The sequence below is a fragment of the Aminobacterium sp. UBA4834 genome (assembly GCF_002400205.1).
GTDB lineage: Bacteria > Synergistota > Synergistia > Synergistales > Aminobacteriaceae > Aminobacterium > Aminobacterium mobile.
Genome location: NZ_DHFC01000018.1, coordinates 268,672 through 293,754 on the forward strand (window position 1 = coordinate 268,672; position 25,083 = coordinate 293,754).

General features: G+C 47.5%; 24 protein-coding genes, 1 tRNA gene and 1 other RNA gene. 8 read left to right on the top strand and 18 right to left on the bottom strand.

Going from position 1 to position 25,083, the window contains the following annotated elements; all coding sequences use genetic code 11:
* Positions 1 to 469 precede the first annotated feature (469 nt).
* The 5 genes from B3L97_RS07825 to B3L97_RS07845 all read right to left on the bottom strand — a co-directional run bounded on the left by B3L97_RS07825 (position 470) and on the right by B3L97_RS07845 (position 6,846).
* Positions 470 to 3,727, bottom strand: a complete 3,258-nt coding sequence (locus B3L97_RS07825) for an AAA family ATPase (protein WP_334104070.1) — start codon at positions 3,725 to 3,727, stop codon at positions 470 to 472.
* Positions 3,728 to 3,738: 11 nt separating this feature from the next.
* Positions 3,739 to 4,980, bottom strand: a complete 1,242-nt coding sequence (locus B3L97_RS07830) for an exonuclease SbcCD subunit D C-terminal domain-containing protein (RefSeq protein ID WP_286934747.1) — start codon at positions 4,978 to 4,980, stop codon at positions 3,739 to 3,741.
* Between the two features lie 11 nt (positions 4,981 to 4,991).
* A complete protein-coding gene (locus tag B3L97_RS07835; RefSeq protein ID WP_286934748.1) occupies positions 4,992 to 5,156 on the bottom strand; it encodes a hypothetical protein in 165 nt (54 codons plus the stop codon).
* 351 nt (positions 5,157 to 5,507) lie between these two features.
* Complete coding sequence (locus B3L97_RS07840; protein WP_024821928.1) at positions 5,508 to 5,903, bottom strand: rhodanese-like domain-containing protein; 396 nt, start codon at positions 5,901 to 5,903, stop codon at positions 5,508 to 5,510.
* A 199-nt stretch (positions 5,904 to 6,102) separates the two neighbouring features.
* The gene (locus B3L97_RS07845; protein ID WP_286934750.1) at positions 6,103 to 6,846 is read right to left on the bottom strand and encodes an SPL family radical SAM protein; all 744 of its coding nucleotides are present in this window, start codon (positions 6,844 to 6,846) and stop codon (positions 6,103 to 6,105) included.
* 559 nt (positions 6,847 to 7,405) lie between these two features.
* Here B3L97_RS07845 and B3L97_RS07850 point away from each other — a divergent pair.
* The 4 genes from B3L97_RS07850 to B3L97_RS07865 are packed head-to-tail and all read left to right on the top strand — an operon-like array spanning position 7,406 to position 11,083.
* The gene (locus tag B3L97_RS07850) at positions 7,406 to 8,014 is read left to right on the top strand and encodes a TetR/AcrR family transcriptional regulator (RefSeq protein ID WP_286934752.1); all 609 of its coding nucleotides are present in this window, start codon (positions 7,406 to 7,408) and stop codon (positions 8,012 to 8,014) included.
* Complete coding sequence (locus B3L97_RS07855) at positions 8,011 to 9,162, top strand: efflux RND transporter periplasmic adaptor subunit (RefSeq protein WP_286934753.1); 1,152 nt, start codon at positions 8,011 to 8,013, stop codon at positions 9,160 to 9,162. Before B3L97_RS07850 ends, B3L97_RS07855 begins: the two co-directional genes overlap by 4 nt.
* Positions 9,159 to 10,370 (top strand): ABC transporter permease, encoded by a 1,212-nt coding sequence (locus B3L97_RS07860; RefSeq protein WP_286934755.1) that lies wholly within the window; start codon positions 9,159 to 9,161, stop codon positions 10,368 to 10,370. Before B3L97_RS07855 ends, B3L97_RS07860 begins: the two co-directional genes overlap by 4 nt.
* A 2-nt stretch (positions 10,371 to 10,372) precedes the next feature.
* Positions 10,373 to 11,083 (top strand): ABC transporter ATP-binding protein, encoded by a 711-nt coding sequence (locus B3L97_RS07865; protein WP_024821922.1) that lies wholly within the window; start codon positions 10,373 to 10,375, stop codon positions 11,081 to 11,083.
* A 105-nt stretch (positions 11,084 to 11,188) separates the two neighbouring features.
* Here B3L97_RS07865 and ssrA read toward each other — a convergent pair.
* From ssrA to B3L97_RS07885, 4 genes are all read right to left on the bottom strand, one after another.
* Positions 11,189 to 11,540: a transfer-messenger RNA gene (gene ssrA / locus B3L97_RS07870) on the bottom strand.
* Complete coding sequence (gene smpB, locus B3L97_RS07875) at positions 11,541 to 12,002, bottom strand: SsrA-binding protein SmpB (protein ID WP_024821920.1); 462 nt, start codon at positions 12,000 to 12,002, stop codon at positions 11,541 to 11,543.
* 108 nt (positions 12,003 to 12,110) lie between these two features.
* A tRNA-Pro gene (locus B3L97_RS07880) sits at positions 12,111 to 12,188 on the bottom strand.
* 43 nt (positions 12,189 to 12,231) lie between these two features.
* The gene (locus tag B3L97_RS07885; RefSeq protein ID WP_024821919.1) at positions 12,232 to 12,873 is read right to left on the bottom strand and encodes a hypothetical protein; all 642 of its coding nucleotides are present in this window, start codon (positions 12,871 to 12,873) and stop codon (positions 12,232 to 12,234) included.
* 133 nt (positions 12,874 to 13,006) lie between these two features.
* On the opposite strand from B3L97_RS07885, the gene B3L97_RS07890 reads away from it, so the two are divergent.
* Entirely contained in the window at positions 13,007 to 13,564 is a 558-nt protein-coding gene (locus B3L97_RS07890) for a hydrolase (RefSeq protein WP_024821918.1), read from the top strand.
* Between the two features lie 27 nt (positions 13,565 to 13,591).
* Entirely contained in the window at positions 13,592 to 14,836 is a 1,245-nt protein-coding gene (locus tag B3L97_RS07895) for an NAD(P)-dependent malic enzyme (protein WP_024821917.1), read from the top strand.
* Between the two features lie 51 nt (positions 14,837 to 14,887).
* Here B3L97_RS07895 and B3L97_RS07900 read toward each other — a convergent pair whose 3' ends face one another.
* Positions 14,888 to 15,949, bottom strand: a complete 1,062-nt coding sequence (locus B3L97_RS07900) for an NAD(P)-dependent alcohol dehydrogenase (protein WP_024821916.1) — start codon at positions 15,947 to 15,949, stop codon at positions 14,888 to 14,890.
* A gap of 315 nt (positions 15,950 to 16,264) precedes the next feature.
* Here B3L97_RS07900 and fabG point away from each other — a divergent pair, with 315 nt between their 5' ends.
* Entirely contained in the window at positions 16,265 to 17,050 is a 786-nt protein-coding gene (fabG, locus tag B3L97_RS07905; protein WP_286934757.1) for a 3-oxoacyl-ACP reductase FabG, read from the top strand.
* Between the two features lie 101 nt (positions 17,051 to 17,151).
* Here fabG and B3L97_RS07910 read toward each other — a convergent pair whose 3' ends face one another.
* Genes B3L97_RS07910 through B3L97_RS07945 form a run of 8 tightly spaced genes read right to left on the bottom strand, consistent with a single transcriptional unit; the run spans position 17,152 to position 22,800 of the window.
* Entirely contained in the window at positions 17,152 to 17,673 is a 522-nt protein-coding gene (locus B3L97_RS07910) for a methylated-DNA--[protein]-cysteine S-methyltransferase (protein ID WP_286934759.1), read from the bottom strand.
* A gap of 9 nt (positions 17,674 to 17,682) precedes the next feature.
* Complete coding sequence (locus B3L97_RS07915) at positions 17,683 to 18,246, bottom strand: methyltransferase family protein (RefSeq protein WP_286934761.1); 564 nt, start codon at positions 18,244 to 18,246, stop codon at positions 17,683 to 17,685.
* Positions 18,236 to 19,291 (bottom strand): lysylphosphatidylglycerol synthase transmembrane domain-containing protein, encoded by a 1,056-nt coding sequence (locus tag B3L97_RS07920; protein WP_286934762.1) that lies wholly within the window; start codon positions 19,289 to 19,291, stop codon positions 18,236 to 18,238. The genes B3L97_RS07915 and B3L97_RS07920 overlap by 11 nt, the downstream gene beginning before the upstream one ends.
* A gap of 48 nt (positions 19,292 to 19,339) precedes the next feature.
* The gene (locus tag B3L97_RS07925) at positions 19,340 to 19,906 is read right to left on the bottom strand and encodes a D-glycero-alpha-D-manno-heptose-1,7-bisphosphate 7-phosphatase (RefSeq protein WP_286934763.1); all 567 of its coding nucleotides are present in this window, start codon (positions 19,904 to 19,906) and stop codon (positions 19,340 to 19,342) included.
* Between the two features lie 4 nt (positions 19,907 to 19,910).
* A complete protein-coding gene (locus B3L97_RS07930) occupies positions 19,911 to 20,504 on the bottom strand; it encodes a hypothetical protein (RefSeq protein WP_286847489.1) in 594 nt (197 codons plus the stop codon).
* 16 nt (positions 20,505 to 20,520) lie between these two features.
* Entirely contained in the window at positions 20,521 to 21,486 is a 966-nt protein-coding gene (locus tag B3L97_RS07935; RefSeq protein WP_286934764.1) for a GDP-mannose 4,6-dehydratase, read from the bottom strand.
* Between the two features lie 14 nt (positions 21,487 to 21,500).
* Positions 21,501 to 22,235, bottom strand: a complete 735-nt coding sequence (locus B3L97_RS07940; protein WP_286934766.1) for a sugar phosphate nucleotidyltransferase — start codon at positions 22,233 to 22,235, stop codon at positions 21,501 to 21,503.
* Complete coding sequence (locus B3L97_RS07945; RefSeq protein ID WP_286934767.1) at positions 22,225 to 22,800, bottom strand: D-sedoheptulose-7-phosphate isomerase; 576 nt, start codon at positions 22,798 to 22,800, stop codon at positions 22,225 to 22,227. Before B3L97_RS07945 ends, B3L97_RS07940 begins: the two co-directional genes overlap by 11 nt.
* A gap of 151 nt (positions 22,801 to 22,951) precedes the next feature.
* Between B3L97_RS07945 and fliD the strand changes: the two genes are divergently transcribed.
* Entirely contained in the window at positions 22,952 to 24,991 is a 2,040-nt protein-coding gene (gene fliD, locus B3L97_RS07950; RefSeq protein ID WP_286934769.1) for a flagellar filament capping protein FliD, read from the top strand.
* Positions 24,992 to 25,083: the final 92 nt, after the last annotated feature.

The following is a 25,083-nucleotide window of genomic DNA, read 5'->3' on the forward strand; positions in this document are numbered from 1 at the left end:
AGTAACCATGAAAGGAAGTTTTCTCTTTGGGGATTTCAGTACAAAAATTTAAAGCATGGGGAAGCCTGAAAAGGAAACTTCTCTTTGAAGTTTTCGAGGCAAGCGACATTTAGAAAATTATTTTGCAGGTAAGGGCGAAGAGGTACGGGAATTTTTCTGCGCTTATATTTTGAGCAGAATGGTTTCCCTGAATAAAAGCGATACTTTGCAGTTCGTATATTTCTTTTTATGAGCAGCAAGGGAATTTGTGGCTTATATACGATCAGCAAAAAGTTTTGTGGCTCGTAGAAGCCATTTCATGAGCAGCAAAAACTAAAAAAGAAGGAACAGCCCCTTATCGAGATCCACTCCTTCTCTTTTGTTTTTTAACTTCAAGCAGACCGGTAACGCCTGCATTATCTACTAAAAAGCCGCTCCGGCTCCGGCCGCTTTAGCCACTTCGGCCTCTTCCATAGCCTTTATAGCAGCCCTACGCGCCCTCGCAACATCCCGGGCCCGTCAGTCTGCTCTTCCCACCCGACACCGGCTCCACCTCAATCTGCGTGCTGATCCTCTCTCGCAGCGCGGATACATGTGAAATCACGCCGATCAGCTTTCCTTCCTGCTGCAAGCCAGCTAAGGTTTCGAGAGCGGTTTCCAAGGCATCTTCATCTAACGTTCCAAACCCTTCGTCCAGAAAGAGAGAATCGACCCTCACCTTCTGACTCGCCATCTTCGAGAGTCCAAGGGCCAGGTTAAGGCTCACAATAAAGGTTTCTCCACCAGAGAGGTTTTTCGTCGATCTGACCTCCCCCGCCTGGTAGTTGTCGATAACATCAAGCTCCAGCGGTTGTTCCTCATTTTGTATCAAAAGGTAGCGATCTGTCATTTTGGCAAGCTGCCGATTGGCATGAGACACCATCAATTTGAAGGTCTGCCCCTGCGCAAAATTCCGATACTTTTTGCCATCTGACGACCCTATCAGGCTATGCAGTTTAGCCCACCGATTGCACTTTTTTTTCTGCTCTTCAATAGCCCCCTGCTTCTCTTTCATGCGCTCTTTGGCCTGGCTGTTCAAGGCAAGCTGCTGCTTCAACCCCGCAATAACGTCACGAAGAAGCCTCAGTTTTTCTTCCCACTCCCTAAATTGGGGCTCAAGCTCTTCACGCCCCTCATCTGTCACCTTTTTGGCAATTTCAGCCGCCAAACGCTCTTTGCGGTCTTCCTCTTTGGCCTTGAGTTCCGTCTGCCGGTTGTCGAGGCTCCTTGCCCTGTTTGCCAGCGCCGCCCGTTCCGAAGATGTAAGGCGAGCCTGCAGGAACCGCGCCTCGTCGCAGAACCCACCCGCATGCAAAGAGATATGAAACGCCGATTCGAGCTCGTCAAGCAGCGACGCTCTCTCCCCAATCTTCGTACTGAGCGACTCTATGCTTGCCTTCGTTGCGGTCAGCATCTGTTGCGCTAGGTTAAGCCGATTTCGTGCCTCTCTCTCAGCCTCCTCAGCCTTGGCAATCTGTTGGCTCATACGCTCTTCTTCTTTGTCGGGGTCTTTATCTCCGTAGAGATTCTGGCGCTCAGCCATTGCGCTCGTATATCCATCTTGAGCCGACTGTAAGGCCTGCTTTTTCTCTGCCAAATCCATCTTCTGCGTCTCAATTTCACCATCAAGCTTACCCAACGTCTTTTCAAGCTGAAAGAGCTCTCTTTCTACTTTTTCCTTCTCATCGACATGGGTCTGCAATGCTTCAAGCCGTTCGTGCAACGCCCCACGCAATGAAGAGATGTCTGTCTCTGATGTGAGATCGACGCCGAGGGGGTGCAGTTTCTCTGATATAGTTACCTTTAAGCGCTCATAGTCGTCTCTCATCTTTTGTAGCGTCTCATTCAAGTCTGAGAGATCTTTTTCTGCCCTTTCCTTCTCTTGTGTAACGAGCCGAACATCGCTTTCCAACTCTTTTAGTTTGCTCGTGGACTCCCGCTCAGCTGCTTCACGCTCTTTTACGTCCTCGCCCAAAGCTTCTGCCGCTTCTATAAGCCCCGTCAGCTCATTGATCCTTTTCTGCGTTCCATCGGGGAGAGGAATATTCCCCTCAGCATAGGGATGGGCCGTAGCTCCACAGAGTGGGCACGGTTTGCCGTCCTCAAGTTGGGCTCTGTAATCTTCAAGTTGCGCTATCTTTTTGAGGAGGTTCATTTCACGCAGCAGGGCTTCTTTTTCGGCGCGATATTCTCGAAGTAACCGCCCTGCCAAGAGAGTTTCAAGCTCTTTTTGCGTCTCTTCGTGAGCCTTGACAGTCTCTTCAACCTGCTTTTTGAGAACGTCATTCTTTCTGACACACTCCGCCAGCCTTTCGCAACAGGTGACACGGTCTGCCTGAACTTGTCGTACCTCCGCCTCTTTCTGGGTCACGGCCTTCTTTTTGTCAAGAAGATAGGTCAACTGCTCTTCTATTCCCGTCAAACCGCTTACCAGCCACTCATCTTCGGAGTGGGTCTCAAGGTATTCATGAACACCTTTCAACTTTTCGCCGGCTCTACTGTGTTCCGCTTCCTTTACGCCCCTCTCCTTCTCCTTTGCCTCAATCGCCTCGGCAATCCCCGTACACTTCTTGGCGCACGATTCCACATCTTCCCCTTTCAGGGCGAGATTTTGGTCGAGCAAACGCACATTTTTAATGAGAGGAACCTCTTGGTTCAGCTCTTCTTTGGCCTTTTGGGTCTGCTGCTCTGCTTTTTTCAAGCTCTCTTCACACTCTTTAAAGGAACCCTCAAGCCCGGGAAGCTCCTCTTCCAGCTTTTCCAACGAGGCGCTATCATCGCTCTGAACCTTCCGAACCTCTGCCAGTCTGGCATATTCGCCGTCAAGTTCGGCCGCTTTCTGGGCATGGTCAAGGCGCTCTCGCTCCGGTTGGAACTCTTCCATTTCGGATGCGAGCTTTGCGGATTCCTCAGCGAGAGAAGCGATCTCTCCATGAAGTGTTTCTATATCCTTCAGCCACAAAAGGGCGCGCTCCGTCTCCTCCCGTTGAGCGGCGAGGGTGGTCTCTTCTTCTCGTTTTTCGGCTATCTCGTGCCCAATCTCGCATTCCCGCTCGGGAGTGAGAAGTTCAATGCCAGAAGCCTCGGCTTCCAGCAGGCCTAACGCATCTTTTTCGCTACTATGACGCTTCTGGACACGTCGTGAAATTTCAGAATAAATCTCGGTGCCAGTTATCTGTTCAAGTATTTCTGACTTCTGCTCCGGGTTGGCCTTCAGGAAGGTATCGAAGCTGCCCTGCGCAAGGAGAACCGACCTGGTGAAACGGTCGAAATCCATTCCAATTTTATCTACAATAACGCCCGGAACCAGGCTTTTTTTCGACTCGATAACTGTGCCTGGCCCATCGTCTTTCACTTCGCTGATCTCATGATGTGCATCGACGAGGTTTCCATCAATCTTACCGTGGGCGCGATGCTGCTCCCAGAAACAACGAAAACGCCCTGCCTGAGATTCGAAAACAACCTCTGCAAAGCACTCCGCCGTCTGACGAGACATGATTTCGTTGCCGCTCTTTGTGATCCGCCCGAGTCGAGGAGTTGCCCCGTACAAAGCCAGGCAGATTGCGTCAAGGATGGTGGATTTGCCGGCGCCCGTCGGCCCCGTGATCGCAAAGATGCCGTGCGTCATATACGCTGGATCTGTAAAATCGATTCGCCACTCTCCGTAGAGAGAGTTCAGGTTTTTAAATCGGAGTTCAAGAATTTTCATGTCCAGCCCCCTTATTCCGCATTAACGTCGTCTTCATAAAGAGACCTGACTATTTCGTTGTACGCTGTGACAAGCTCTTCCCGCTCTTCCTGAGGAACATCGTGATCGTCGAGGCAGCGTTCAAAAATGTCGTTCACTGTCAGATCGTCGAGGGTCTCGTTTTCTTCAAGAGCCAGAGTGGCATTTTCCATAACCTGCCTGTTTTTTATTCGCCTAATTTCCATGGAACTGCCCAAGATGGCCTCTTCCATGACCTCCCGCAGATTCCCCACGATGCTCGTGCCCGTATAGTCGATCTCAAGCCACGCAAAGCTGCCCTGCCCCTTAAGTTCCTCAATTCTCGACTCTATTTCATCAAGGGAACCCACGATGCGTTCCAAAGGCTGAAAGCACGGAACCTGAATGTCCCGAACGTCTGGCGTCGTGCTGTTGAAGTCAACAATAATCACCCTTTTATTTTGACGGGCCTCACCGTAGCCCATAGGGATGGGAGAGCCACAGTAACGGAGGTGATCAGTATTTCCCACACGCTGAGGGACGTGGAGATGTCCCAGCGCAAAATAGTCGATGGATGGAGGGAAGCGGTCGGCCGCCACATGAGCCAGAGAACCGACGTATAACTCTCTGACACCGTCTCCGTCCACCGTTGCGCCCCCGACCGTAAAAAGGTGCCCCATAGCGATGATAGGAATGTCTATGTCGCTACTCTCCTTGAGTTCGGCGCGCTTTTGCTCTGCGATGTGGCAGACGACTTCATAGTGATTTGCAACGCCTTCGATGAGCTTGTCATTTTTGTCTTTAATTGTTTCGCCAGCCTCGACAACGCGAATATCTTTATCCCGAAGGTACGGAACCGCACAGACGATGGCTTCCGGCTTTTGGGTCCTATCTCTCAGCACGATAATTTCGTCTTCAGGGTTATCTGTTATGGAACCCACAACGTGGACGTTCAAGGCCTTGAGAATCTCTTTGGGGGCATTCAGAAAGGAGGGGGAATCGTGGTTTCCCGCAATGATGACAACGTGCCGGCAGCAGGAACGGGAGACTGTGCAGAGAAAGTTGTAGTAAAGCTCCTGAGCGCGGTTGCTGGGGGTGCTCGTGTCAAAAACATCTCCGGCGACAAGCAGTGCATCGACATTTTCGGCTTCGATAGTTGTGCCGAGCCAGTCTAGAAATTGGGCAAACTCGTCGTAGCGTTTGCGCCCGTAAAGGGAGCGTCCCAGGTGCCAGTCTGATGTATGAAGAATCTTCATTGGGCTTCCTCCTATGAAGTAATTGAAGTAGTCTCTTCTGCTGATGCGGCTGAAACTGCTGACAAAGCCGTCGCGGCCAAGGTAGCTGAAGCTGCCAGAGTAACCGAGTCAGTCGAATATGCCACCACAAACAGTACTAAAGAAACCGCCAGCACCGCCCCAACGGGACCAGCCACGGTTTCTCTTTGAATTATAGCTGAGGATTTTACATTCTCAGCCTCTTCTTACGCATATTTTTGTCCAGGCCGCCACAGGCACGAGCACGTGATAAAGGCATAATCACATGGCAAAGACGTAAACACGCACCAAATATGCAAATTAATATATATTGTACCTCAAGTTATTTCCGGCGAGGCAGAAAGATGGGCTATAAACAAATAAAAAAGGAATGAGCCCGATGGTACCCAAGCGCCTAAGCACCGAAGTGTCGAACCCATTCCTCTCAAATTACTTAGCTATTGATTAACATTGAGGTGCTGAACAATGTGTTTATTCATTTCTCCCACGGAGAAATATATCTAAATGCCTCAAGACGAACACGTCTCTGTTTGTATGTCACAGCAATGTGCTTCTAAAGGTAGGTAGGTCAAATCACATTGCATACCACCCTTTAGAGAGCACGCATTATAACCTAACAACCTCATAAGAGACACGACTTGCCCTGCAGATTGACCTGAATAGCAACAGACAACCACCTTTTTATCTTTCGGAATTTCATCCAGATGATCTCCTACCTCACTCCAAAAAACATTGATAGCGCCTTCCAGATGTTCTTTTTCAAAATCCTCTGGCTTCCGAATATCAAGAATATAAACATCTTCTCTACTCATAAGCTCTTTCAACTGGTCGCAACTGATAAGATTATTGCATCCTTTTTTAAGATCTTGAAAATAAACCGCAACTGCCTCTTCGATGGTCTTCAAAACAAAACCTCCTTTTATAAGTACTTAGATAACGATAATCAATATCAATAATAATTTAAAAAACAAGAGATTTCAATAACAAAAACATTTTATATATAAAGAACGGATTGCCTATGCAATTCTGACCAAATGAGTGCGAACACCCAAACAGCAAAAGTGCCTGTAGTAAGTACACGCAACTACTATGATCGGGCATTCCTTAGAAAACTACCGAGCACTCAATACCCAAACGGAAGCAATCTGACTTGATTTGCTGGCTTACCCGAGCGAAAAATTCCTCCGTCATATACTCTTCCAAACTGTATTTTTTGTAGACAAAATCCGCATAGTGGTAGTTCATGCGATCCACCAAAATGTAGTCAACAGCCTCTGTCAGCAGATTAATCAGTTTTTCCGCACCTGGAAGAATCGGGGCAATCATTGCATAGGTCCGGATTCCCTGCCGATGTAATTCAATAAGAGCGTTGATTCGCTCTGGTATAGATGGCGCGGCAGGCTCAAACAATTTTCTTATATCGTCATTTGCAGTTGTTATAGTAAGCCCTATTTCCACGTTTTTTGCTTCTTTGAGTATATCCATATCTCTAAGAACCAAAGGAGATCGGGTCTGGATCACCACGGGCCAATCTTCGCTAATTAATATCTGCAAACATTGCCTGGTGAGTTCATATCTTCTCTCTAAGGGCTGATACGGGTCACAGACACCGCTGATCCAAACTGTCGCCTTCTTTTTCTTGCATATTTCTTTTTGCAGCAACTCTGCAGCATTGACCTTCACGTCAACGAACGTACCCCATGGTTCCTTGTGACCAGTGAACTTTTTCATATACCGGGCATAGCAGTATGTACAGGCATGTTGGCAGCCGACATAGGGGTTAATGACATAAGGGTAAATTTTTGAGGCTGAAAGAATGCTCTTGGCGTGTATCTCCCGAATAATCATGAAAACCTTCTTACGTGCGTGGATTCTGCACTACTGGTAGGGAATCTACCGTCGAGATCTTCCAAGTTTAGAACATGCGCCCATACCTTATCTTTAGAATCCATATTGCCCCACCCCTCGTTTGCAAAAGACGCCTAACAAAAAAACGCTATTGCAAAGATTATCGCACGACCTTAATCAACAACAAAGCTCTATCCGGTGAGACGAGGGGATTTGAGAAAGCTGAATCAAAAAATAATCGCGCAACACCACAATAAACCTAATAATATTGCCATAAAGCTCGACTGAAAGTCCACATATCGACACCAACTCTTGAAGCCAAGAACGGTTCGATCTCACAAAAATCGAAAGTTTCACTTTGGGAAGCAAAAGCAAAAGGCTATACACCGTGCTCAAAATGCTATGCCGCTGACTGAAAGAAATGGAAATGTGCTGAAAAAGGTGCGGAGCAGATCGCAAAGAAGGCCGCCCTCCAGCAACAATAGGTTTAAAAAACGCCTGACAAATCCCCCCTTCATGATAAAAAATAGTAATTAATTACTTTTTTATGGAGGTTTACATGAGCTCATCAAGCAAATATCTTTCGGGAGAGAAACGACGGGTGATGACGGTAGAAGCGGTGATCGAGTTGGCTGGCGAACAAAATCCGAGCGAAATTACCACAGCCGCCATAGCCAAACACATGGGATTGACTCAAGGTGCACTTTTTCGTTATTTCCCCAACAAGGATGCCATCTTAAGAGCAGTTATGGAATGGGTAGCCGAGCGATTAATGTCTCGCATCGACAAGGCGGTACACGCAAAAGCCTCTCCTCTCGCCGCTCTTGAAAGCATGTTTATGGCACATGTGGACTTTATAACAGAGCATCCTGGTATTCCACGTATGCTATTTTGTGAATTGCAACGTTCTGAAGAAACCGTTCCCAAGCAGATGGCACAAACGCTTACCATGCGTTATAAAGAGCGCCTCAATCATTTCTTTGAACAAGGTAAAAACTGTGGAGAGCTTGACGGAAAGCTTGATAGCGAAGCTGCAGCTACACTTTTCGTAGGCTCTATTCAAGGGGTGGTCATGCAATCGTTAATAGCTGGAGATGTGAGCCATATGCGCCGCAATGCACCAAAAGTTTTTGGCATCTACCAGCGAGGCATTAGGAATACACTATGAAAAAATTGCCTTTCCAAATACGCACACTGGCACTGATAGCTGTACTTGTGCCTCTATTTGCGCTTTTTGTCTATGTGGCCTTGCGTTCGGGGCCACTTGCTCCAGTATCAATTGTGTTGGCCACAGTCGAGAATAAGAGCCTCTCTCCTGCTCTATTCGGTATTGGAACCATTGAGGCTCGTTACACCTACAAGATTGGCCCAACGTTCGCGGGCCGGGTCGAACGTTTGGATGTACACGTAGGTGAACATGTCAAGGCGGGACAAGCGCTTGGCGGAATGGATCCGGTGGATCTTGATGAGCGTATTAAGGCTCAAAATGCCACCCTGAAGCGAGCAACGGCTCTCTTAAGTGAAACGCAGGTACGTAAGGATTATGCCAAAACACAGGCTTTACGTTACGAGCAGTTACTTAAAGCGGGTTTCGCCAGTGAGGAGATAGCAGACACTAAACGACAAAAGCTGTTGGTTGCGGAAACAGCGCTAACTGCAGCACGTGAGGAGCTTTCCCGTGTACGTGCCGAGCGGGAGGCACTAGAGGCGCAGCGCAGTAATTTGTCTCTGATTGCACCAGTTGACGGATTGATTATTTCACGTAATGCCGATCCAGGAACCACCGTAGTTGCTGGTCAAGCTGTCGTGGAATTGATCGCCCCGTACTCACTGTGGGTCAACGTCCGCTTCGATCAAATTCGTGCGCGAGGTCTTGCCGCCGGTTTATCAGCCCTGATCACATTGCGTTCCCAGGCAGGTGAACTGCAAACAGAGCGTGTTCTGCGAGTCGAGCCATTGGCAGATGTGGTAATTGAGGAAGTATTGGCCAAAGTTGTATTCGACCACATTCCCGATCCTATGCCGCCAATCGGCGAGCTGGCCGAAGTCACGATTACATTACCAACGCTTGCGGAAACTCCAGTTGTCCCTAACGCCGCCATTCATCATATTGATGGCAAATTAGGCGTGTGGCAAGTCATAAATGGTGACCTTCGTTTTACTCCAGTTTCACTAGGAATCGCTGATTTGGAGGGCCTCGTACAGGTACAAGAAGGGCTCAAGATTGGTGACCAGGTAGTGATCTATAGCGAAAACGCATTGAACGAACGCCGCCGAATTCGCATCGTTGATCATATCCCGGGGGTAACGCAATGATCAGTTTGGCAGGGCGAGATATCATGCACTCTTGGGGAAAGTTCGTCTTTACCGCCATGGGACTTGGACTCCTGATTGGCGTTACATTATCCATGGCCGGCATCTATCGTGGCATGGTGGATGACGCTAAGGTGCTGCTCGACAACAGCGGTGCTGATCTCTGGGTAGTACAGAAAGACACGCTTGGTCCTTATGCTGAATCATCAAGCATCTACGACGACATCTGGCGCGAGATACGAGGCATGCCGGGAGTGAAACAGACAGCGAACATCACCTATCTCACTATGCAGGTGCGCAAAAGCAAAGAAGAAAGAGATGTGCGCGTCATGGTTACCGGCGTCACACCTGGAGAAGCAGGAACGCCGGGCTGGCCACCCTATCTTGTAGCAGGACGTCAGATCACTCGGAGCCATTACGAGGCCGTTGCTGATATCGCCTCGGGATTTAAACTTGGTGAACATATCCAGATCCGTCGTAACCAATACACCGTGGTCGGCCTGACCAGGAGGATGGTTTCTTCTAATGGTGATCCGATGGTGTTTATCCCGCTTAAAGATGCCCAAGAAGCCCAGTTTTTAAAAGACAATGACGCCATCCGAGAACAGCGCCGACGCACAGCTGAAAATCCAGCTTTTAACCAGCCTGGAATGCCTAGTTTACTTGATACGGTTATTGCCTCGCAAAGTACCAACCCCTACGTCAATGCGATTTTAGTTCGGATTGAAACAGGCCATGCTCCAGAAGAAGTGGCTGAATCGATCCGACGCTGGAAGCGCTTGACGGTCTACACTCGAGATCAGATGGAGGAAATTCTTGTCGGCAAGCTGATCGCCACCTCGGCAAAGCAAATTGCGATGTTCCTTGTGATTCTTTCGATTGTGAGCTCGGTTATTGTCGCCTTCATCATCTACACGCTGACACTTGGGAAAATAAGAGAAATCGCAGTGTTGAAACTGATCGGCACAAAGAATCGCACCATTATCGGTTTGATCGTACAACAGTCCATCGCGCTGGGCTTGATCGGTTTTGTGGTTGGGAAGATCTCGGCGACCCTGTTGATGGCACCTATTTTCCCCAAATATGTGCTGCTAGAGCCTCTCGATTCAGTCCTTGGTTTTATCGCCGTGATTATGATCTGCATTCTGTCGAGCATTATAGCCATTCGTGTCGCTCTTAAGGTCGATCCGGCTGAAGCCATAGGAGGTTAAATATGACGGGTAAAGGCGTTCGCATCTCGGGGTTAAGAAAACGCTATGGAAGTGGCGATACTGCTGTAGACGCATTGAAGATGGTAAACATGCATGTTGCGCCAGGCGAAGTTGTTGGGCTGATTGGACCTTCAGGTTCCGGCAAGAGCACGTTGCTTAAATGTTTAGGGGCTGTGATAGAGCCGACTGCCGGGCAAATGATGCTCGGGGATGATGTTATTTATCACGATGGCTGGAAAATCAAAGATCTTCGCGCGCTACGTCGAGACCGTATCGGCTTTGTATTTCAAGCGCCATATCTGATTCCTTTCCTAGATGTTACCGACAACGTTGCCCTGCTGCCTATGCTGGCGGGGAAACCTAACGCCGAAGCGCGTCAACAAGCAATAGAATTGTTAAAAGCGCTTGATGTGGAGCACCGCGCCAAGGCCATGCCCTCTCAACTCTCTGGCGGAGAACAACAACGAGTAGCCATTGCACGCGGCTTGGTCAATCGCCCGCCGGTAATATTGGCCGATGAACCGACTGCCCCACTTGATAGCGAGCGTGCGCTGGCGGTCATCAGAATCTTGAACGATATGGCCCAAAGGTTCGAGACTGCCGTTATTGTGGTTACCCACGATGAAAAAATAATCCCCACCTTTAAGCGCATTTATCACATCCGTGACGGAGTAACCTATGAAGAGGAAGGTCAAGGGCGCAGCTTTGAGTGAAAGCTTCCCAAGGAAGCCATTTAACTACCAGGCGGTGCAGAGAGAAGAAAGAGAAAACCCGCCACCCTGGGAATACCCCAAAGAGACGGGTTTGTCTTTTATAATTGGTGGAGGCGGGGGGAATCGAACCCCCGTCCGACAAGGGCCAGCCATGGAAGCCCTACGAGTGTAGTTCCTGATTTAGTGTCGGATGCAGACTCCCAGGAACAGGATTCTGCGCTCCCAAGCCCCCTTGTCTTTCTCGCAAAGCCAGAGACACTCTCCGCGAGGCATTCACCTTATTGTGACGCCTTTCAGCAGACCGGTGACTGATCTACTGAAGACGTGGCTGAACTAAGCAGCCAGTGCGTAATTATTATTGTTGACGTTTATTGTTGTTCCGCCGTTTAGCGAGGTTGCGGAGTCCTCGACTCGCTCTTCCAGACCCTCCATCTTGCCGTCGAAACCAGTCGCCCCCTTAATCTCTTCCATCACGCCTGATAGCCCGGGCCATCGCCCGTTTTGCATCTTTCTCAGCAATGGCATCACGCTTATCGTGTTCGGCCTTACCCTTCGCCAAAGCCAGTTCAACTTTAGCATGCCGTCCATTTTTCATATAGAGAGACAAGGGTACGAGGGTTAAACCTTTTTCGCGAACCTTACTATTTAACCGAACAATCTCAGCTCTATGCACCAATAGCTTTCGATCTCGTTCAGGTTCATGGTTATAGTAACTTCCTTTTTCGTAAGGGGAAATATGCACTCCTATAAGCCAAAGTTCTCCGTTGCGGATCATAGCAAAACTGTCTTTTAAATTTACTCTACCCGCACGCACAGACTTTATTTCGGTACCTGTAAGTACAATACCGCACTCAAAAGTATCGAGGATAAAGTAATCATGGCGTGCCTTTCTATTAACCGCAATTTTATCGATAGCCAAAATATTTCCCTCCATTGCGGATTTTAGCAAAATAGTCAGCATTAGTCAATTTAAATTTTTCCCTTAAAAAAAATCCTGGCCATATCAGCCAGGATCTATTTTTATTTATGGTCGGGGCGAGAGGATTCGAACCTCCGACCTCCTGGTCCCGAACCAGGCGCGCTTACCAGACTGCGCTACGCCCCGAACGGCGAGATTGTATCACGCAGAGATCAGCCAGTCAAACCCCTTATCGAGCCCGATCGTCTTCACCATTCGGGCCATTTGAAGCCTCCTGAGACCCCTTGCGGAGGTTCCTCCAGTTCAAGCGACCGCCTGGATGTGTCTCCTCTCCTATAGGGATTTCTGTCCATCCCCATGGGGTTACCATAACAAAGCGGAACACGATCCCCTGATTGAAAAGAGCCTTAATATGGGCCGAATAACGAAGAAGGTCGCTAATCATATAGCTATCGCTCACAAGCCAGACACGCTGACACACCTCACGGCCAAAAAGAGAGGCATAGTCAATAGCCATGCGAATTCCATCCTCAAACTGAGCTGGCCCTAATGCCAACACTACCGCATCACAATGTCCCGAAGGTTTTCGCGTAGACGGAATCAAGTCGGCGAACTGATCTATCCATTCGAGGCGGGAGTACAAATTATCCATATCCACCTCGAAGGGTTCCTCTAGGTACGGCATCAAAATATCCCTTTCGCTTTCTTTACATTCCTCTCCAGACAGAATATCTTCCATCCAAAGCTGTATGTCTGTTATAAACTTCAGCAGATAGGCCGGATATCCCTTACCAGACATGGCTACCAAAACATCGCGCACCGTCCACTGTTCAGATCCGTTGTTATTTTTTTCGCCCTGAGGCTTTGTCATTCGAGTACCTCCAAAAGTACAAATCAAACGTTATTGAGGAGAAGCATAACATAAAGTGTGTCTGATTACACGAGTTATATTACAATATTTTTTATGGTACAAGAGAAAAATTCCAATATTAAGGAGGAATAAGATGAATCTCTCTAAACTATCCTGTCAGGAAACCCTCTTCCTATTCATAGATATCCAGGAACGACTTCTTCCAGCTATATCCAACGATCGTGAGGTGAAAGCCAATACTCTCCGTCTCCTTCAGACGGCTGCTGTATTCAAGATCCCCCTCGTCTATACGGAACAATACCCGAAAGGGCTCGGCAGAACAGACAGTGATATTTTGGAAGTCCTTGAAGGTCACGCTCCCGCTTTCGAAAAAACTCACTTTTCTTGCTGCGATGAAGAAGGTTTTGTGAAAGAATTAGAGTGGCATAAACGGAAACAAGTTGTCCTTTGGGGTATAGAAAGTCATATCTGCGTTTTAGCCACAGCTATGGACTTATTGAGGAATGGATTCTCGGTTTGGCTTGCAGCCGATGCCTGCGGCAGTAGAAAGAATGATAATCACGAGATGGCTTTGCAGACTATGATTCAGGCAGGTGCTCTTGTTGTTCCTACAGAGACAGTGATTTATCAGCTGATGAAGAGGTCTGGAACTCCGGAATTCAAGGCTCTTTTGCCTTTATTCAAAGAATAAAAGACGCCCACTGAGGGGGGGATTGTTGTGTCTGTCGATAGACAGAAAGCATTGGAGCTTCATCGAAGAGCTCGCGGGAAAGTAAAGACGTACCCGACTATCAACATTCGGAACGAGGACGATCTGGCTATAGCCTATGCGCAAGGAAGCGTTTACCCTGCTTTAGAGATTCAGGAAGATCATGACCGAACCTATGAATATACAGGGAGAGGGAACAGGCTCGCCATTATTTCTGACGGAACGGCCGTGCTAGGCATGGGCGATATTGGGCCACATGCGGCCCTTCCTGTTATGGAAGGGAAAAGCCTTCTCTTCAAAAACTTTGGAGATATTAGCGCCATTCCTATGTGTATCGAAACTCATAAAACAGACGAGATTATAGAGTTTGCCCGCCACATAGCCCCTTCTTTTGGAGCTATTGACATTGAAGATATCTCAAGCCCTGCCACTTTCGATATTGTAAAAGCGCTGCAATCCATTGAGATCCCTGTCTTTTCCGACGATCAGCAGGGCACGGCAGCTGTAGTCCTGGCCGCTCTCACCAATGCGCTGGCCGTGGTGGGTAAAAAAATAACTGAAATCAAAGTGGTTATACAAGGAGCTGGCGCTGCGGGAATAGCGGTGGCAGATATGCTTCTTTACGTGGGTGTTCCCAACGTAATAGTTCTGAACAGCAAGGGAATTCTTGGGGCAAACAATCCTTTTATGAATCACATACAGCAAAATATGTCAGAGCGCACCAATCCTGAAAAACTTCGTGGCGGGCTGGAAGAGGCCATAAAAGGTTCTGACGTGTATGTCGGCCTTTCCTCTCGAGGAACACTCCCACCCAGCTTCATCAAAACCATGAACAAAAAACCCATTATTTTCGCCTTGTCCATGCCTACGCCGGAGATCACGTGGGAGGAAGCTGAGGCTGCCGGGGCATCTATTATCGCTATGGGATTGACGACAGCAGCCTATAACGCCATGCCAAACCTCTATATTTACCCAGGCCTTGTACGGGGATTGCTGGACGTTCGCGCTACAGGGCTGAATAAAAATATTCTCATCGCAGCTGCTCAAGCTGTAGCAAGCGAAGTGGACAAACGGCGTCTGAACGAGCGACACCTTCTGCCAGACCTGTTCTCAGACGAAACAGCCCCACGAGTGGCAGAAGCTGTAGCACAGGCCGCCATAACGGAAGGGTTGGCACGAAAACCCGTCCCCCCAAAAAAGATTTACGACGATACATGGCAGCGACTTTTCGGAGGATACTTACTTCGGATGTAAAAAAAAGAGTGGGGGCCAATAAGCGCCCCCACTTTCAGTATAAATTCAGTCCTAATCTTCCAGAACTACGATAGGCTTAATGAGATCTTTTGGTTTATCCTTCATAAGGAGAAGGGCTTCCTCCATTTTATCGAAACTCTTAAACTCATGGGTAAGCAACAGGGACGGATCTAACCGACCATGTTCAACGAGGGAGGCCAAACGCTCCATACGAACCCGTCCGCCAGGGCACAGGCCGCCTCTGATAGTTTTGTGAGCCATGCCGCATCCCCACTCCAACCGAGGGATTAACAGGTCTTCCCCTTCTCCATAATAGTTAACATTAGAAATGACAGAGCCAGGTTTTGCCATCTTAACGCCCTTCTTGATCATATCAATTCCAGGGGCGGCTACAACAACTCTGTCCACGCCTTCTCCATTGGTGAGCTCCATAATCTGTTCTACAATATCTCCATTTCGGTAATTAATAATGTCTGTAGCGCCATAGGCTTTGGCAACTTCTACGCATTTTGGCCGGCTTCCTACCGCAAAAATACGTCCAGCACCAGCAAGGGCGGATCCAGCTACTGCCATAAGCCCCACTGGCCCAATGCCTAAAACGGCAACGCTCATTCCAAACCCAATCTGCGCCAGCTCTACTCCATGAAATCCGGTGGTTACCATATCAGTAATCATAACAGCAGCTTTGGAGGAAACGCTATCAGGTAGCAATGCAAGATTCATATCAGCATCGTTTACATGGAAGAACTCCGCAAAAACTCCATCTTTGAAGTTAGAAAATTTCCATCCGGCAAGAAGACCATTCGAGTGCTGAGGAAAGCCTCTCTGTACAGCAATGGAACGCCAATCAGGAGTAATGGCAGGAACAATAACCCTGTCTCCAGGCTTGAAATCCTTGACTTCCGCCCCAACCTCCGTTACAACCCCAACTGCTTCGTGGCCGAGTATCATATCTCTTCTGTCCCCAATCGCACCCTCAAAAACGGTGTGGATATCTGATGTACACGGAGAAACAGCGATAGGACGGACTATAGCGTCATAAGGACCGGCAACTGGCTTGTCCTTATCAATCCAACCTGTTTTACCAATTCCCAACATAGCAAACCCCTTCATAACGTAAACCTCCTTCCTAGATTTAATACTTCTCAATTTCATTGAATAGTTACTCTATTCACATAACGTTTATAGATTATAGTAACAAAAAAAATATATATTGGCAATAAGAATAAATATTTTTATCTTCTTGTAAGATAAGATTCTTTTTTGTTCTATATTCTATATGCAATTTCCTCTAAAAACACTCTTTTCTCTACGCTATGCGCTGGAATTTTTGTTATTTGTATTGTATTTCCCTTTAACTTTTATTCAAATTTATGCTATACTTTTATATGTGAATAAATTATCAAAACTACGAAGGGAGCGATTTTAGTGGAGCGTCTTCTCGAAGGGGCATTCGCGGTTGTCACTGGAGCTAGCAAAGGTATTGGAAAAGGGATAGCAAAAACCTTTTTAAATCATGGAGCTACTGTTATCATCACAGGTCGGACAGAAAAAGATCTCCAGAACACAGTTAAAGAGCTATCGAATTTCGGCGCTATCTCCTATATAGTCGCTGATATAAGTAAAGCCACCGATATTAAAAATATGGTGCATACTGCAATAGAAAGACATGGGAAAATAGACATTCTCTGCAGCAATGCAGGAATATTCCCCATGTCCCTTATAGAGAACATGTCAGAAGAGGAATGGGATTACATCAATACAGTTAATGTGAAGGGGATGTTCTTGGCTGTCAAGGAATGTATTCCCTATATGAAAAAGCAGGGGGGCGGCAATATTGTTATTACATCTTCCATTACAGGCCCCGTTACTGGATATACTGGATGGAGTCACTATGGGGCAACTAAAGCCGCCCAGCTCGGATTTATGCGATCTGCCGCAATAGAGCTAGCCCGATACGGCATTAGGATCAATGCCGTGCAGCCAGGGAACATTGAGACTGAAGGGCTGCTCAGTATGGGAGAGGAATACTATAACACCATGAAGAAATCTATTCCTCTCGGATTTTTAGGAAAACCTGAAGATATAGGAAACGCCATGGTCTTTTTAGCCTCTGACCTGGCGAAATTTATTACAGGGCAGACTATTGTCGTTGATGGAGGGCAAATTTTACCAGAATCCTCCGATGCTATGGAAGTACCCATTGAGAAATAAATAGTAGCATTTAACGGCCAAATCTCGCTGTTGCGGCGCGGCTATGAAAATACCTACTGAGAAATAAATAACCTTACGTTTTCAGCCACTGTTCTCCGTTATCAGGACGAGCAGTGGCTGTTTTTCAAACCAGGCACCATTTCATATTGAAGGAGGCGGCGTTTTAAATCCGTGCCGCTGGGGCCGGCGTACCCACCGAGTCTTCCATCTTTACGTATAACTCGATGGCAGGGGACAAAAAGAGGCCAGGGATTTCGCCGGAGAGCATTTCCTGCCGCACGAGCGCCATAAGAATTTCCTGCCAAGGAAGCTATCTCCTGGTAGGTTCTCACCTCTCCCCTTGGAATACATGATGTTATCTCCAATACTCTCATGCTAAAGGTTCCTAGAGGGGCGATTTGGCAGAGGTTAATGTAGAAGGGGTTCCCCTCCCAAAAAGCTTTCCATGCCTCAGTTACCGATGCAGGTGGTACAGCGTGAGAAAAAGCCGACTCTTTTTTGCCGTTAGGCGAAAGAGAAATAACACCATCATCACACCACTCCACTATCCAGTTTCCTAGAGGAGAAGCGAGGAGACTCCACTGTTTTTCAGGTATCTCTCCATATCTTTGCACAACCTTCATGACTCTTTATCACCACCGGAAACGAGATAATAAAACCACTGTTCCAGCTATTGTTACCCAAAGAGAGTGCCGTTCACTTTTCCACACCGTCGCCCAGTTATATGGTCCTCTTAAGCGATCCTTCGGCCATGCGACAGGGAAAAAACACCCTGTCTCTTGGCAGTATTCGTTATATCGCTCCCCAAATTTATCTCGAAGAAAGCTCTCTTCATGAGGCACAATCCAAATTCCATATATGAGCGCAAAAGAGAAGAGGAAGAGTGCGACAACCCAAGGCCCTGCTAATACGGCCCATCCCAGACCTATAAGGCCGTTCCCTACGTAAAGGGGATTTCGTACCAGAGCGTAGGGCCCCCACGTAACGAGCTGGTCGGCTTTCACTTGTTCTCCACGATATTTCTGAATACACCCCACAGCCCAAAAACGCAAGAGTTGGCCTATCGCTACAAGCAGAAGGGAGGGAAGAACTCTTCCCCAAACAGGTCGAGCCCCTAAGAGGATGAGGAGATACAGTCCTGTCCACAACCCCCCTCGTAAATGGAAAACTTTGGCGCGAAATGAGTTATGCGTCATGATGAGAACACTTCTCGCTTTCTTCTTTAAATATTTGCTCGCTCGTACCCCAACCTAGCAATCGGATAGCCACGATAGTACCCATCCCTATAGCCAGGTATTCTGTAAAGAAACGCCATAGGATTGCCATAATGCCTGCAATATTCCATGGAACCAACAATCCAAAAAGAGCAGCTCCTCCACCTTCGGCTACACCGCTCGCTCCCGGAGTTGGGATAAAGTAAAGGACGAACAAGAACACGGCCTGAGTCATAAAAGCTTGAAAATAATTTACCGGCAGACCTACAGCCCAGATGAGACAGGGAAGGACAGAGAAAAGGCAAACCAGATGCAGCGCCGAGAAGAATACGGCTTGAAGAAAGTAAGGAAGGCCCGACGAGAAGAACAGCCTAAAATTCTCGTTGTAATTATCGATCTCGTGATTCACTCGACGAACAATGCAAAGCACTTTTCGAGGTCTAACCAGACCGATTTTTTTCAGCCAAAGAGTTAGTATTTGCCCCCACTTCTTCATAAGTTTTGGGCGAGTCAGGCTGAGAACTACCAAGAGCCAGGATACTGTTACAAAAATAGCCACATAGGTAAATATGCTCTTTAAAAAAAGACCCTCTCCCAAAAAATCAGGGACAAGAATGAGGGAGATGGGCACCACAATTCCAAGCAACAAAAGGGTTAATAGAGTGCGAGTAAGGGTAATTGCAACTCCTTTGCCAATAGGCATCTTATGTTTGTAAAGCACAAAAACCTGAAAGGGGCCGCCCCCGCTCTGCATTGGCGTGACTGCACAGCCGAAGTAGTGAAGCCATGTAAGAATAATCCCAAGGCGAAAAGTCACTTTTTCAGACGCAGCTCTGGCGATAGCACAAAACCGTAACGCATCAAAACACCATGCGCAAAATACGAGGGCGAGAGCCATAAGCAACGCTATTTTCTTTGCGGAAAGGAGCATTTTGACTGTCTCCTCGTCCACACTTGAAAGAAGGACTATAGCGCTCACGCCGAAAGTCAATGTTAAAAAGATGACAAGTCCTTTTCGTAATGTCAAAAGTTACACACCTCTCATGGAGTCCTTTTTCATACCCCTCTTTGAATCTCACTCGCAGAGAGACTGTATATAGAGGGCAGCCTCGTACAGTCCATCCACAACTGTTCCTGTTGGCAGGTCTCCGTTACTCTTCTCTTCCATCGTTCTGCCATACCCAGTTCGAACCAATATGAAAGGACATCCTACATTTTGAGATAAAAGCAGATCCGGTTCGTTATCTCCCACAACCCAACTCAAGGAAAGGTTCAATGCCAAGTCCCTCACCGCCTGCATAACCAGGCCAGGGGACGGCTTCCGACAAAGACACTGTTTCTTATACGGAGGAGCCCCAAAAAGGGGATGGTGAGGGCAATAATAATATCCATCAATGGAGGCACCTTCATCCTCAAGCATACGTTCAATTTCTTTATGACAAGCCTGAACGAAGGGTTCATCAAAATATCCTCTGGCAACGCCGCTCTGATTAGAAACAACTACAATGCTAAAACCTATATCTCTTAAAATTTTTAAAGCATCAACAGCATGAGACACAAGCTTAATTTGACTCATTTCAGACAGATACGGAACATGCTCTATTAAAGTGCCATCCCTGTCCAGAAAAACCGCCGGCTTCATAAGATTATTGTACGGCACTGCGAGCTAAGGAAAGAAGCCCCTCTATGTATGGTGACAGTCCGTCAAGAAGAGGTATGACTTCATTCCGAATAATATATGCTAGTTCCAGCATCTGCGCCTTCTCCAAAGCTAGAGATGCCTTTTTCAACGCCCTCTCAAGGTGTGCCCATGTTTCTTTAAGATTTCCGTCTGCAAGATCTTTATCCTCAGCGCCGAGCAAGAATTGAGAGTTCCGCATAGTATGCAGCAACCACCCAATTCCCTCTATCCCCTGCTGGAGGCTCTTTAACGCCTTATCCGTTTCTTCTCCCTCGAGAAACTCCACGATGCGTTCCATGCCGTTCAACAAGGCAGGAAAATAAGATTCCGCACTCTCCAGAGATTCCAATACACACTGACGAATGGAGGTGCTTAAAAAATCAACTTTTTCCACGCCTTGACGGGAAAGAAAAACGTCTTCTTCAATCTCTTCTCCGTCCGCCTTAATAGAGCAAAGAATCCGCCCCTTGTCCAGAAGCCGTTGCTGTACCTCTTTCAATAGGAGCTCTTTATCATCTAAATTCAGCTCTAGTTCTTTTCCGTCAATGGTTATTATCAATATTTGTTTCCTCCCTCTAACGCCCGCAAGGTAAAACGCCTTTCCACCAATCGATCATATCCACAACTGTTTCTTCGAGCTTCCGGCAAGGGAACCAGCCTGTATCTTTCTTTATTTTGGAAAGGTCATTCCAGTAAATAAGCTCGTCAACAGCTCGAACCAGTTCTGGGTCTTCCACAACGTGGACATTTTTCTCACAACCTTGTAACACCACGTCAAGAAGGTGCTGCATAGAAACGGCTTCAGCGCCGGAAATATTATACGCTTCCCCGCTTTTCCCTTTTTTCTGCAAGGCCAGAAAACCTTCTACCGCGTCTCGCACATCAAGGAAAGCCCGCTTCGTATAAAGATTCCCTACTCTGAACTTCGGAGGAATAAGGTCCAAATCTATCTGGGCTCGGCGCATGGTAAAATCGGAAACCACCTCCCCCCTCCGTCGCCTTCCAACGCAATTCCCGATCCGCATCCGGATAATGTCAAGGCCTTGAGCCTTAAAGTAGGTATACCCTAACAAATCTTGACCAGCCTTAGACATACCATACACATGAGCTGGGCGGAACGGCTGATCCTCCGTAACTGGCGCCTCAGATGGATCAATGAAGCCGTAGGCAGCCGTGGAAGAAGCGAGCAGAACCCTCGCCTCATGAAGACCGAGCTTGAGCATTGTTTCGAAGAGATTGAGAGTTCCTATTATATTAGACTCTACTGTATATTCAGGTTGTTTGTAGGAAACCATGGGATAGCTCTGAGCCGCCAAATGGTAAATTACGTGCGGACGAACAATATTCAAGGCTTCTTCCAGATGATCCCGTTGCCGGAGATCAATATTGAAAAGACCTTTCGCATGCTGGCGAGGGACGCTCATATCGTTGGTGGGGCGAAAATAAGAGCCCCAGACCTCGAAGCCCTGACGTGCCAGAAATTCCGAAAGATGGCTTCCTATAAAGCCGCCAATTCCCGTAATAAAAACTTTTGTAGACATTCACAACACCTTCTTTAAGCCTTCAGAGAGGCTACAAAACGAGGAATTTCTTCTTGTGCTCTCTGATAATCTTCTGGAACTCCGATGTCGATAAAATATCCTCTGGACTGGAGAGAATGAACTGGCTGCTTTTTTCGCAAGAGCGTCGGCAAAACCTGTTTCTCCCAAGAAAGACGCTCTTCTGGAAGAGATTCTACCACGTGTTTCTTGACTACATATACCCCGCCGTTCACAAACCATTCTCCTCTTTCATCGGCAGGAATAGTAACATCCCCAAAGCGCAATACTTTCCCCGCCCCATCGATCTCCACTGGATCCATTCTCTCTATAGATGGCCATTTTCTAAGCCCTATAAGGACATGAGACCCACGTTCTCGGCTTGTAGAGAACATAGACGGAATATCCACATCCAGAATTGTATCTCCGTTCAGGAAAAGGAAATCATCGTGGCGTATCTGCGGAAGAGCGAAACGCAAAGCCCCCCCTTTATCCAGAGGTGCTGGCTCGAGGCTGTAATTTATAGAGAGCCCCCAGGCCCTTCCGTCTCCACAGTATTCCATAATTTGCTCGGCTTTATAGCCTAAAAGCAAAAGACATTCACCAATCCCTCTGCGCGAAAGGAAAGAAAGCAACCAATGAAGAAAAGGTTTACCCTGAATAGGAGCAAGGGCCTTTGGGCGGTCCGAAACAACAGATCGCAGACGAGTGCCGAGACCTCCTGCCAGAATTACAGCCAATTCATGGTTCATGAGGGAATAAAGCCTCCTCTACTAATTTGCATAGAATATGTCCCCATGTAATATGGAGTTCCTGAATGCGGGGAGTGTGTGGGGAAGGAGCCGCTAACAGGACAGAGGAAAAAGGCGCCATGTCTCCACCCTTCTCGCCAGTCATTCCGATAGTTTCGAGGTTGTTTTCACGCCCCCACTTCATGGCTTTTACCACATTGGAACTTCGGCCGCTGGTAGAGATGCCCACTAACACATCTCCCGGCTCAGCCAAGCCTTCAAGTTGCCTCACAAAAATCTCCTCGTACCCAAAGTCGTTGGCAACTGCCGTCATAATGCTTGTATCTACCGTCAAAGCCATAGCTGGCAAAGCCCTGCGGTTCCTCTCAAAACGGCCAACCAGCTCTGCCGCTAAATGTTGAGCGTCAGCAGCAGACCCTCCGTTGCCGCAAAGAAATATTGTTCCACCATGGGAGAGAGATTGTATGAGGATATTAGCTGCTTTTTCAACCTTTTCGGATAGAGCCAATGCCGCCTTTTTAACGCATATAGCCTCTTGCAACTCTCTTTGTATAACTCCAATCATGGGACCAGCCCCTTCAAAACCTTCTTAAAACGTTATTCTACCACGATGAGAGGAGAAAACCCGAATATGTGGTGCAAAAATTCTATCAAGACATTCACTTCTTTGTCCGATAATTAATATAAAGGATTATACAGAGTAAGGAGGATACGCTATGGCTAGTTCGAACGATCCGCTCTTTACAATGCCTGGAGTTGCTACAGGTATAGATTGGGGAGCAATGCTCGATAAAGTTATGGAAAAAGCGAAGAAGCCCGAAGAGGTGTGGCTCAGGCAAAAAGATACACTGGAACTCAAAATTGGGCTCTACAAAGAGCTCGCCGCCTCTATTAAACAAGCAAGTACGGCGTTATCCCCCCTAAAACTTGAGAGCACTTACAGCAGCAAACAAGCTGAATTTATTGTTCTAAGCGGAGGGGCCAACAGTAACGCAATTGTTACGGCGGAGGTTTCATCTAAAGCAGCTATCAGTCGCCATGAGATCGAAATATTACAAAAAGCGACGCGGGAGACTCGATTCAGCTCTCAAATTAAAGGGACCATGGCTGATGCCGGACTTACAGCAGACGAGACCTTTTATATTTCTATTGGAGGGAAACGAGCCCAAATAGATGTCTCATCCTCGGATTCCCTCCAAAAAGTAGTGGATAAAATTAACAAGGCTACAGATATAACACTAGATGCAGATGGACAGCCCAAAGGAGAAGCTTTGGGGATAACGGCTCGTATTGTAGATAACAGGATTATCCTGGAGAGCCCCGAAACGGGGTTGGGTGAGAAAACTTTTTCATCCACAATCACACGAGGGGCTGATGGGGACCCCGACCTTCTGGATTTTTCTTTCGATAAACAGGCCCCTGCCAACGGCAAGCTTGTTGTGGCTCAAGGTGAAACGACCTATGTGGAAGGTACAGATTTCACAGTGGAGCAAGGAAGTAACAAAATAACGTGGATTGATGGCGGGAATAAACCGGCAGAAGGGTCAAAATACAAGGTATCGTATACAGTTAACGCTAACGTCTACACACTTGATCAGGGAGATAGCGCCCAGGTTTTGAATGTACTTGGACTTAATGCCAATGATGTCGACCACTATATTGCCGCTCAGGATGCCGAATTCATAGTGGATGGGATGAAGATTACCCGTTCGAGCAATACTGTGAATGACATTCTTGAAGGGGTAACCCTCTCTATCAACGGGCCTGGTAAAGTGACCATGGACATATCTCTTGATGCGGAAAAAGCCGTTACGTCAACTCAAGAGTTCGTCAAAGCCTATAATGAAATTATGGACTGGATTAATATCCGCCTCTCCGAGGAGCTTGTTAAAAATCCTAAGTCTGATTTTGAGCGCAAATGGGGAAAGCTCCATGGAGACTCCACCCTTTGGCAAATTAAAAGTCAATTGCGCTACGATTTAGGAAACCCGGCCCTCATTCCCTTTACAAAAAGGACAGGCAGTCAGGCTGTTTTAGGGACTCTTAAAGAAGAAGGTCTCACCAACGATACATCCTTCACTCTCTCTGTGGGAGACCGCGGCGTAGCTATTGCAGTGAAGCCGGAGGATACCCTCCAAGACGTAGCCGACCGCATCAATAATGCTCATGACTTACGATATAACTCTGAAGGAGAACCATACTCCCCTCCCCTGGCCACAGCTCGGGTGAGCGAGGATCGACTTGTCATCGCTGCCGGAAGCGGGAAACAGGCGTCCGTCTCCGACCTCAGTGGAGTGTTGGGAATTTTAGGGATGAATGATCCCTATACCCGCCTTTCCCAGTTAGGTATTTCCACAGAAAAGGCCAACTTTGGTAAAAGCGGTAAGTTAGAGTTTAATACAGATAAATTTATGGAAGCCATGAAAAGGGACCCTGAGGCAGTTCAGACCTTCATGACCACCGTCATGAAGCGATTAGACGCCACTATGGAAGGATGTGTCAGCTCCTCCACAGTCGCCGTAGGGGGGACATCGAAACCCAAGGGAAGAATCCCGAGCCAAATCAAGTTCTGGGAAGATCAGATCTCTTCTCTTGACAAGCGCATCTCAAATTTCGATGAACAGCTCGCCGTTAGGCAGAAGCGCATTTACAAACAATACACTGATGCTGAAAAAAGGCTGGCTCAGCTTCAACAGCAGCTTTCGTGGATATCTGGGATCTCTTCTCAGCTTGGGATGCAACAAAACAACAAATAAAGGAATAGGATAAAAAGCAAAAAGGACAAAGGAGAGGCAAATGAAGCGCACCTCTACATGCTGGATTCCATGTCCAGCTTTTGGGGCGCTGA

Coding starts and splice junctions, on each gene's coding strand:
- B3L97_RS07825 (WP_334104070.1), bottom strand. CDS start 3,727: ATGAAAATTCTTGAACTCCGATTTAAAAACCTGAACTCTCTCTACGGA.
- B3L97_RS07830 (WP_286934747.1), bottom strand. CDS start 4,980: ATGAAGATTCTTCATACATCAGACTGGCACCTGGGACGCTCCCTTTAC.
- B3L97_RS07845 (WP_286934750.1), bottom strand. CDS start 6,846: ATGATTATTCGGGAGATACACGCCAAGAGCATTCTTTCAGCCTCAAAA.
- B3L97_RS07850 (WP_286934752.1), top strand. CDS start 7,406: ATGAGCTCATCAAGCAAATATCTTTCGGGAGAGAAACGACGGGTGATG.
- B3L97_RS07855 (WP_286934753.1), top strand. CDS start 8,011: ATGAAAAAATTGCCTTTCCAAATACGCACACTGGCACTGATAGCTGTA.
- B3L97_RS07860 (WP_286934755.1), top strand. CDS start 9,159: ATGATCAGTTTGGCAGGGCGAGATATCATGCACTCTTGGGGAAAGTTC.
- B3L97_RS07865 (WP_024821922.1), top strand. CDS start 10,373: ATGACGGGTAAAGGCGTTCGCATCTCGGGGTTAAGAAAACGCTATGGA.
- B3L97_RS07885 (WP_024821919.1), bottom strand. CDS start 12,873: ATGACAAAGCCTCAGGGCGAAAAAAATAACAACGGATCTGAACAGTGG.
- B3L97_RS07890 (WP_024821918.1), top strand. CDS start 13,007: ATGAATCTCTCTAAACTATCCTGTCAGGAAACCCTCTTCCTATTCATA.
- B3L97_RS07900 (WP_024821916.1), bottom strand. CDS start 15,949: ATGAAGGGGTTTGCTATGTTGGGAATTGGTAAAACAGGTTGGATTGAT.
- B3L97_RS07910 (WP_286934759.1), bottom strand. CDS start 17,673: ATGAAGGTTGTGCAAAGATATGGAGAGATACCTGAAAAACAGTGGAGT.
- B3L97_RS07915 (WP_286934761.1), bottom strand. CDS start 18,246: ATGACGCATAACTCATTTCGCGCCAAAGTTTTCCATTTACGAGGGGGG.
- B3L97_RS07925 (WP_286934763.1), bottom strand. CDS start 19,906: ATGAAGCCGGCGGTTTTTCTGGACAGGGATGGCACTTTAATAGAGCAT.
- B3L97_RS07935 (WP_286934764.1), bottom strand. CDS start 21,486: ATGTCTACAAAAGTTTTTATTACGGGAATTGGCGGCTTTATAGGAAGC.
- B3L97_RS07940 (WP_286934766.1), bottom strand. CDS start 22,235: ATGAACCATGAATTGGCTGTAATTCTGGCAGGAGGTCTCGGCACTCGT.
- B3L97_RS07945 (WP_286934767.1), bottom strand. CDS start 22,800: ATGATTGGAGTTATACAAAGAGAGTTGCAAGAGGCTATATGCGTTAAA.
- fliD (WP_286934769.1), top strand. CDS start 22,952: ATGGCTAGTTCGAACGATCCGCTCTTTACAATGCCTGGAGTTGCTACA.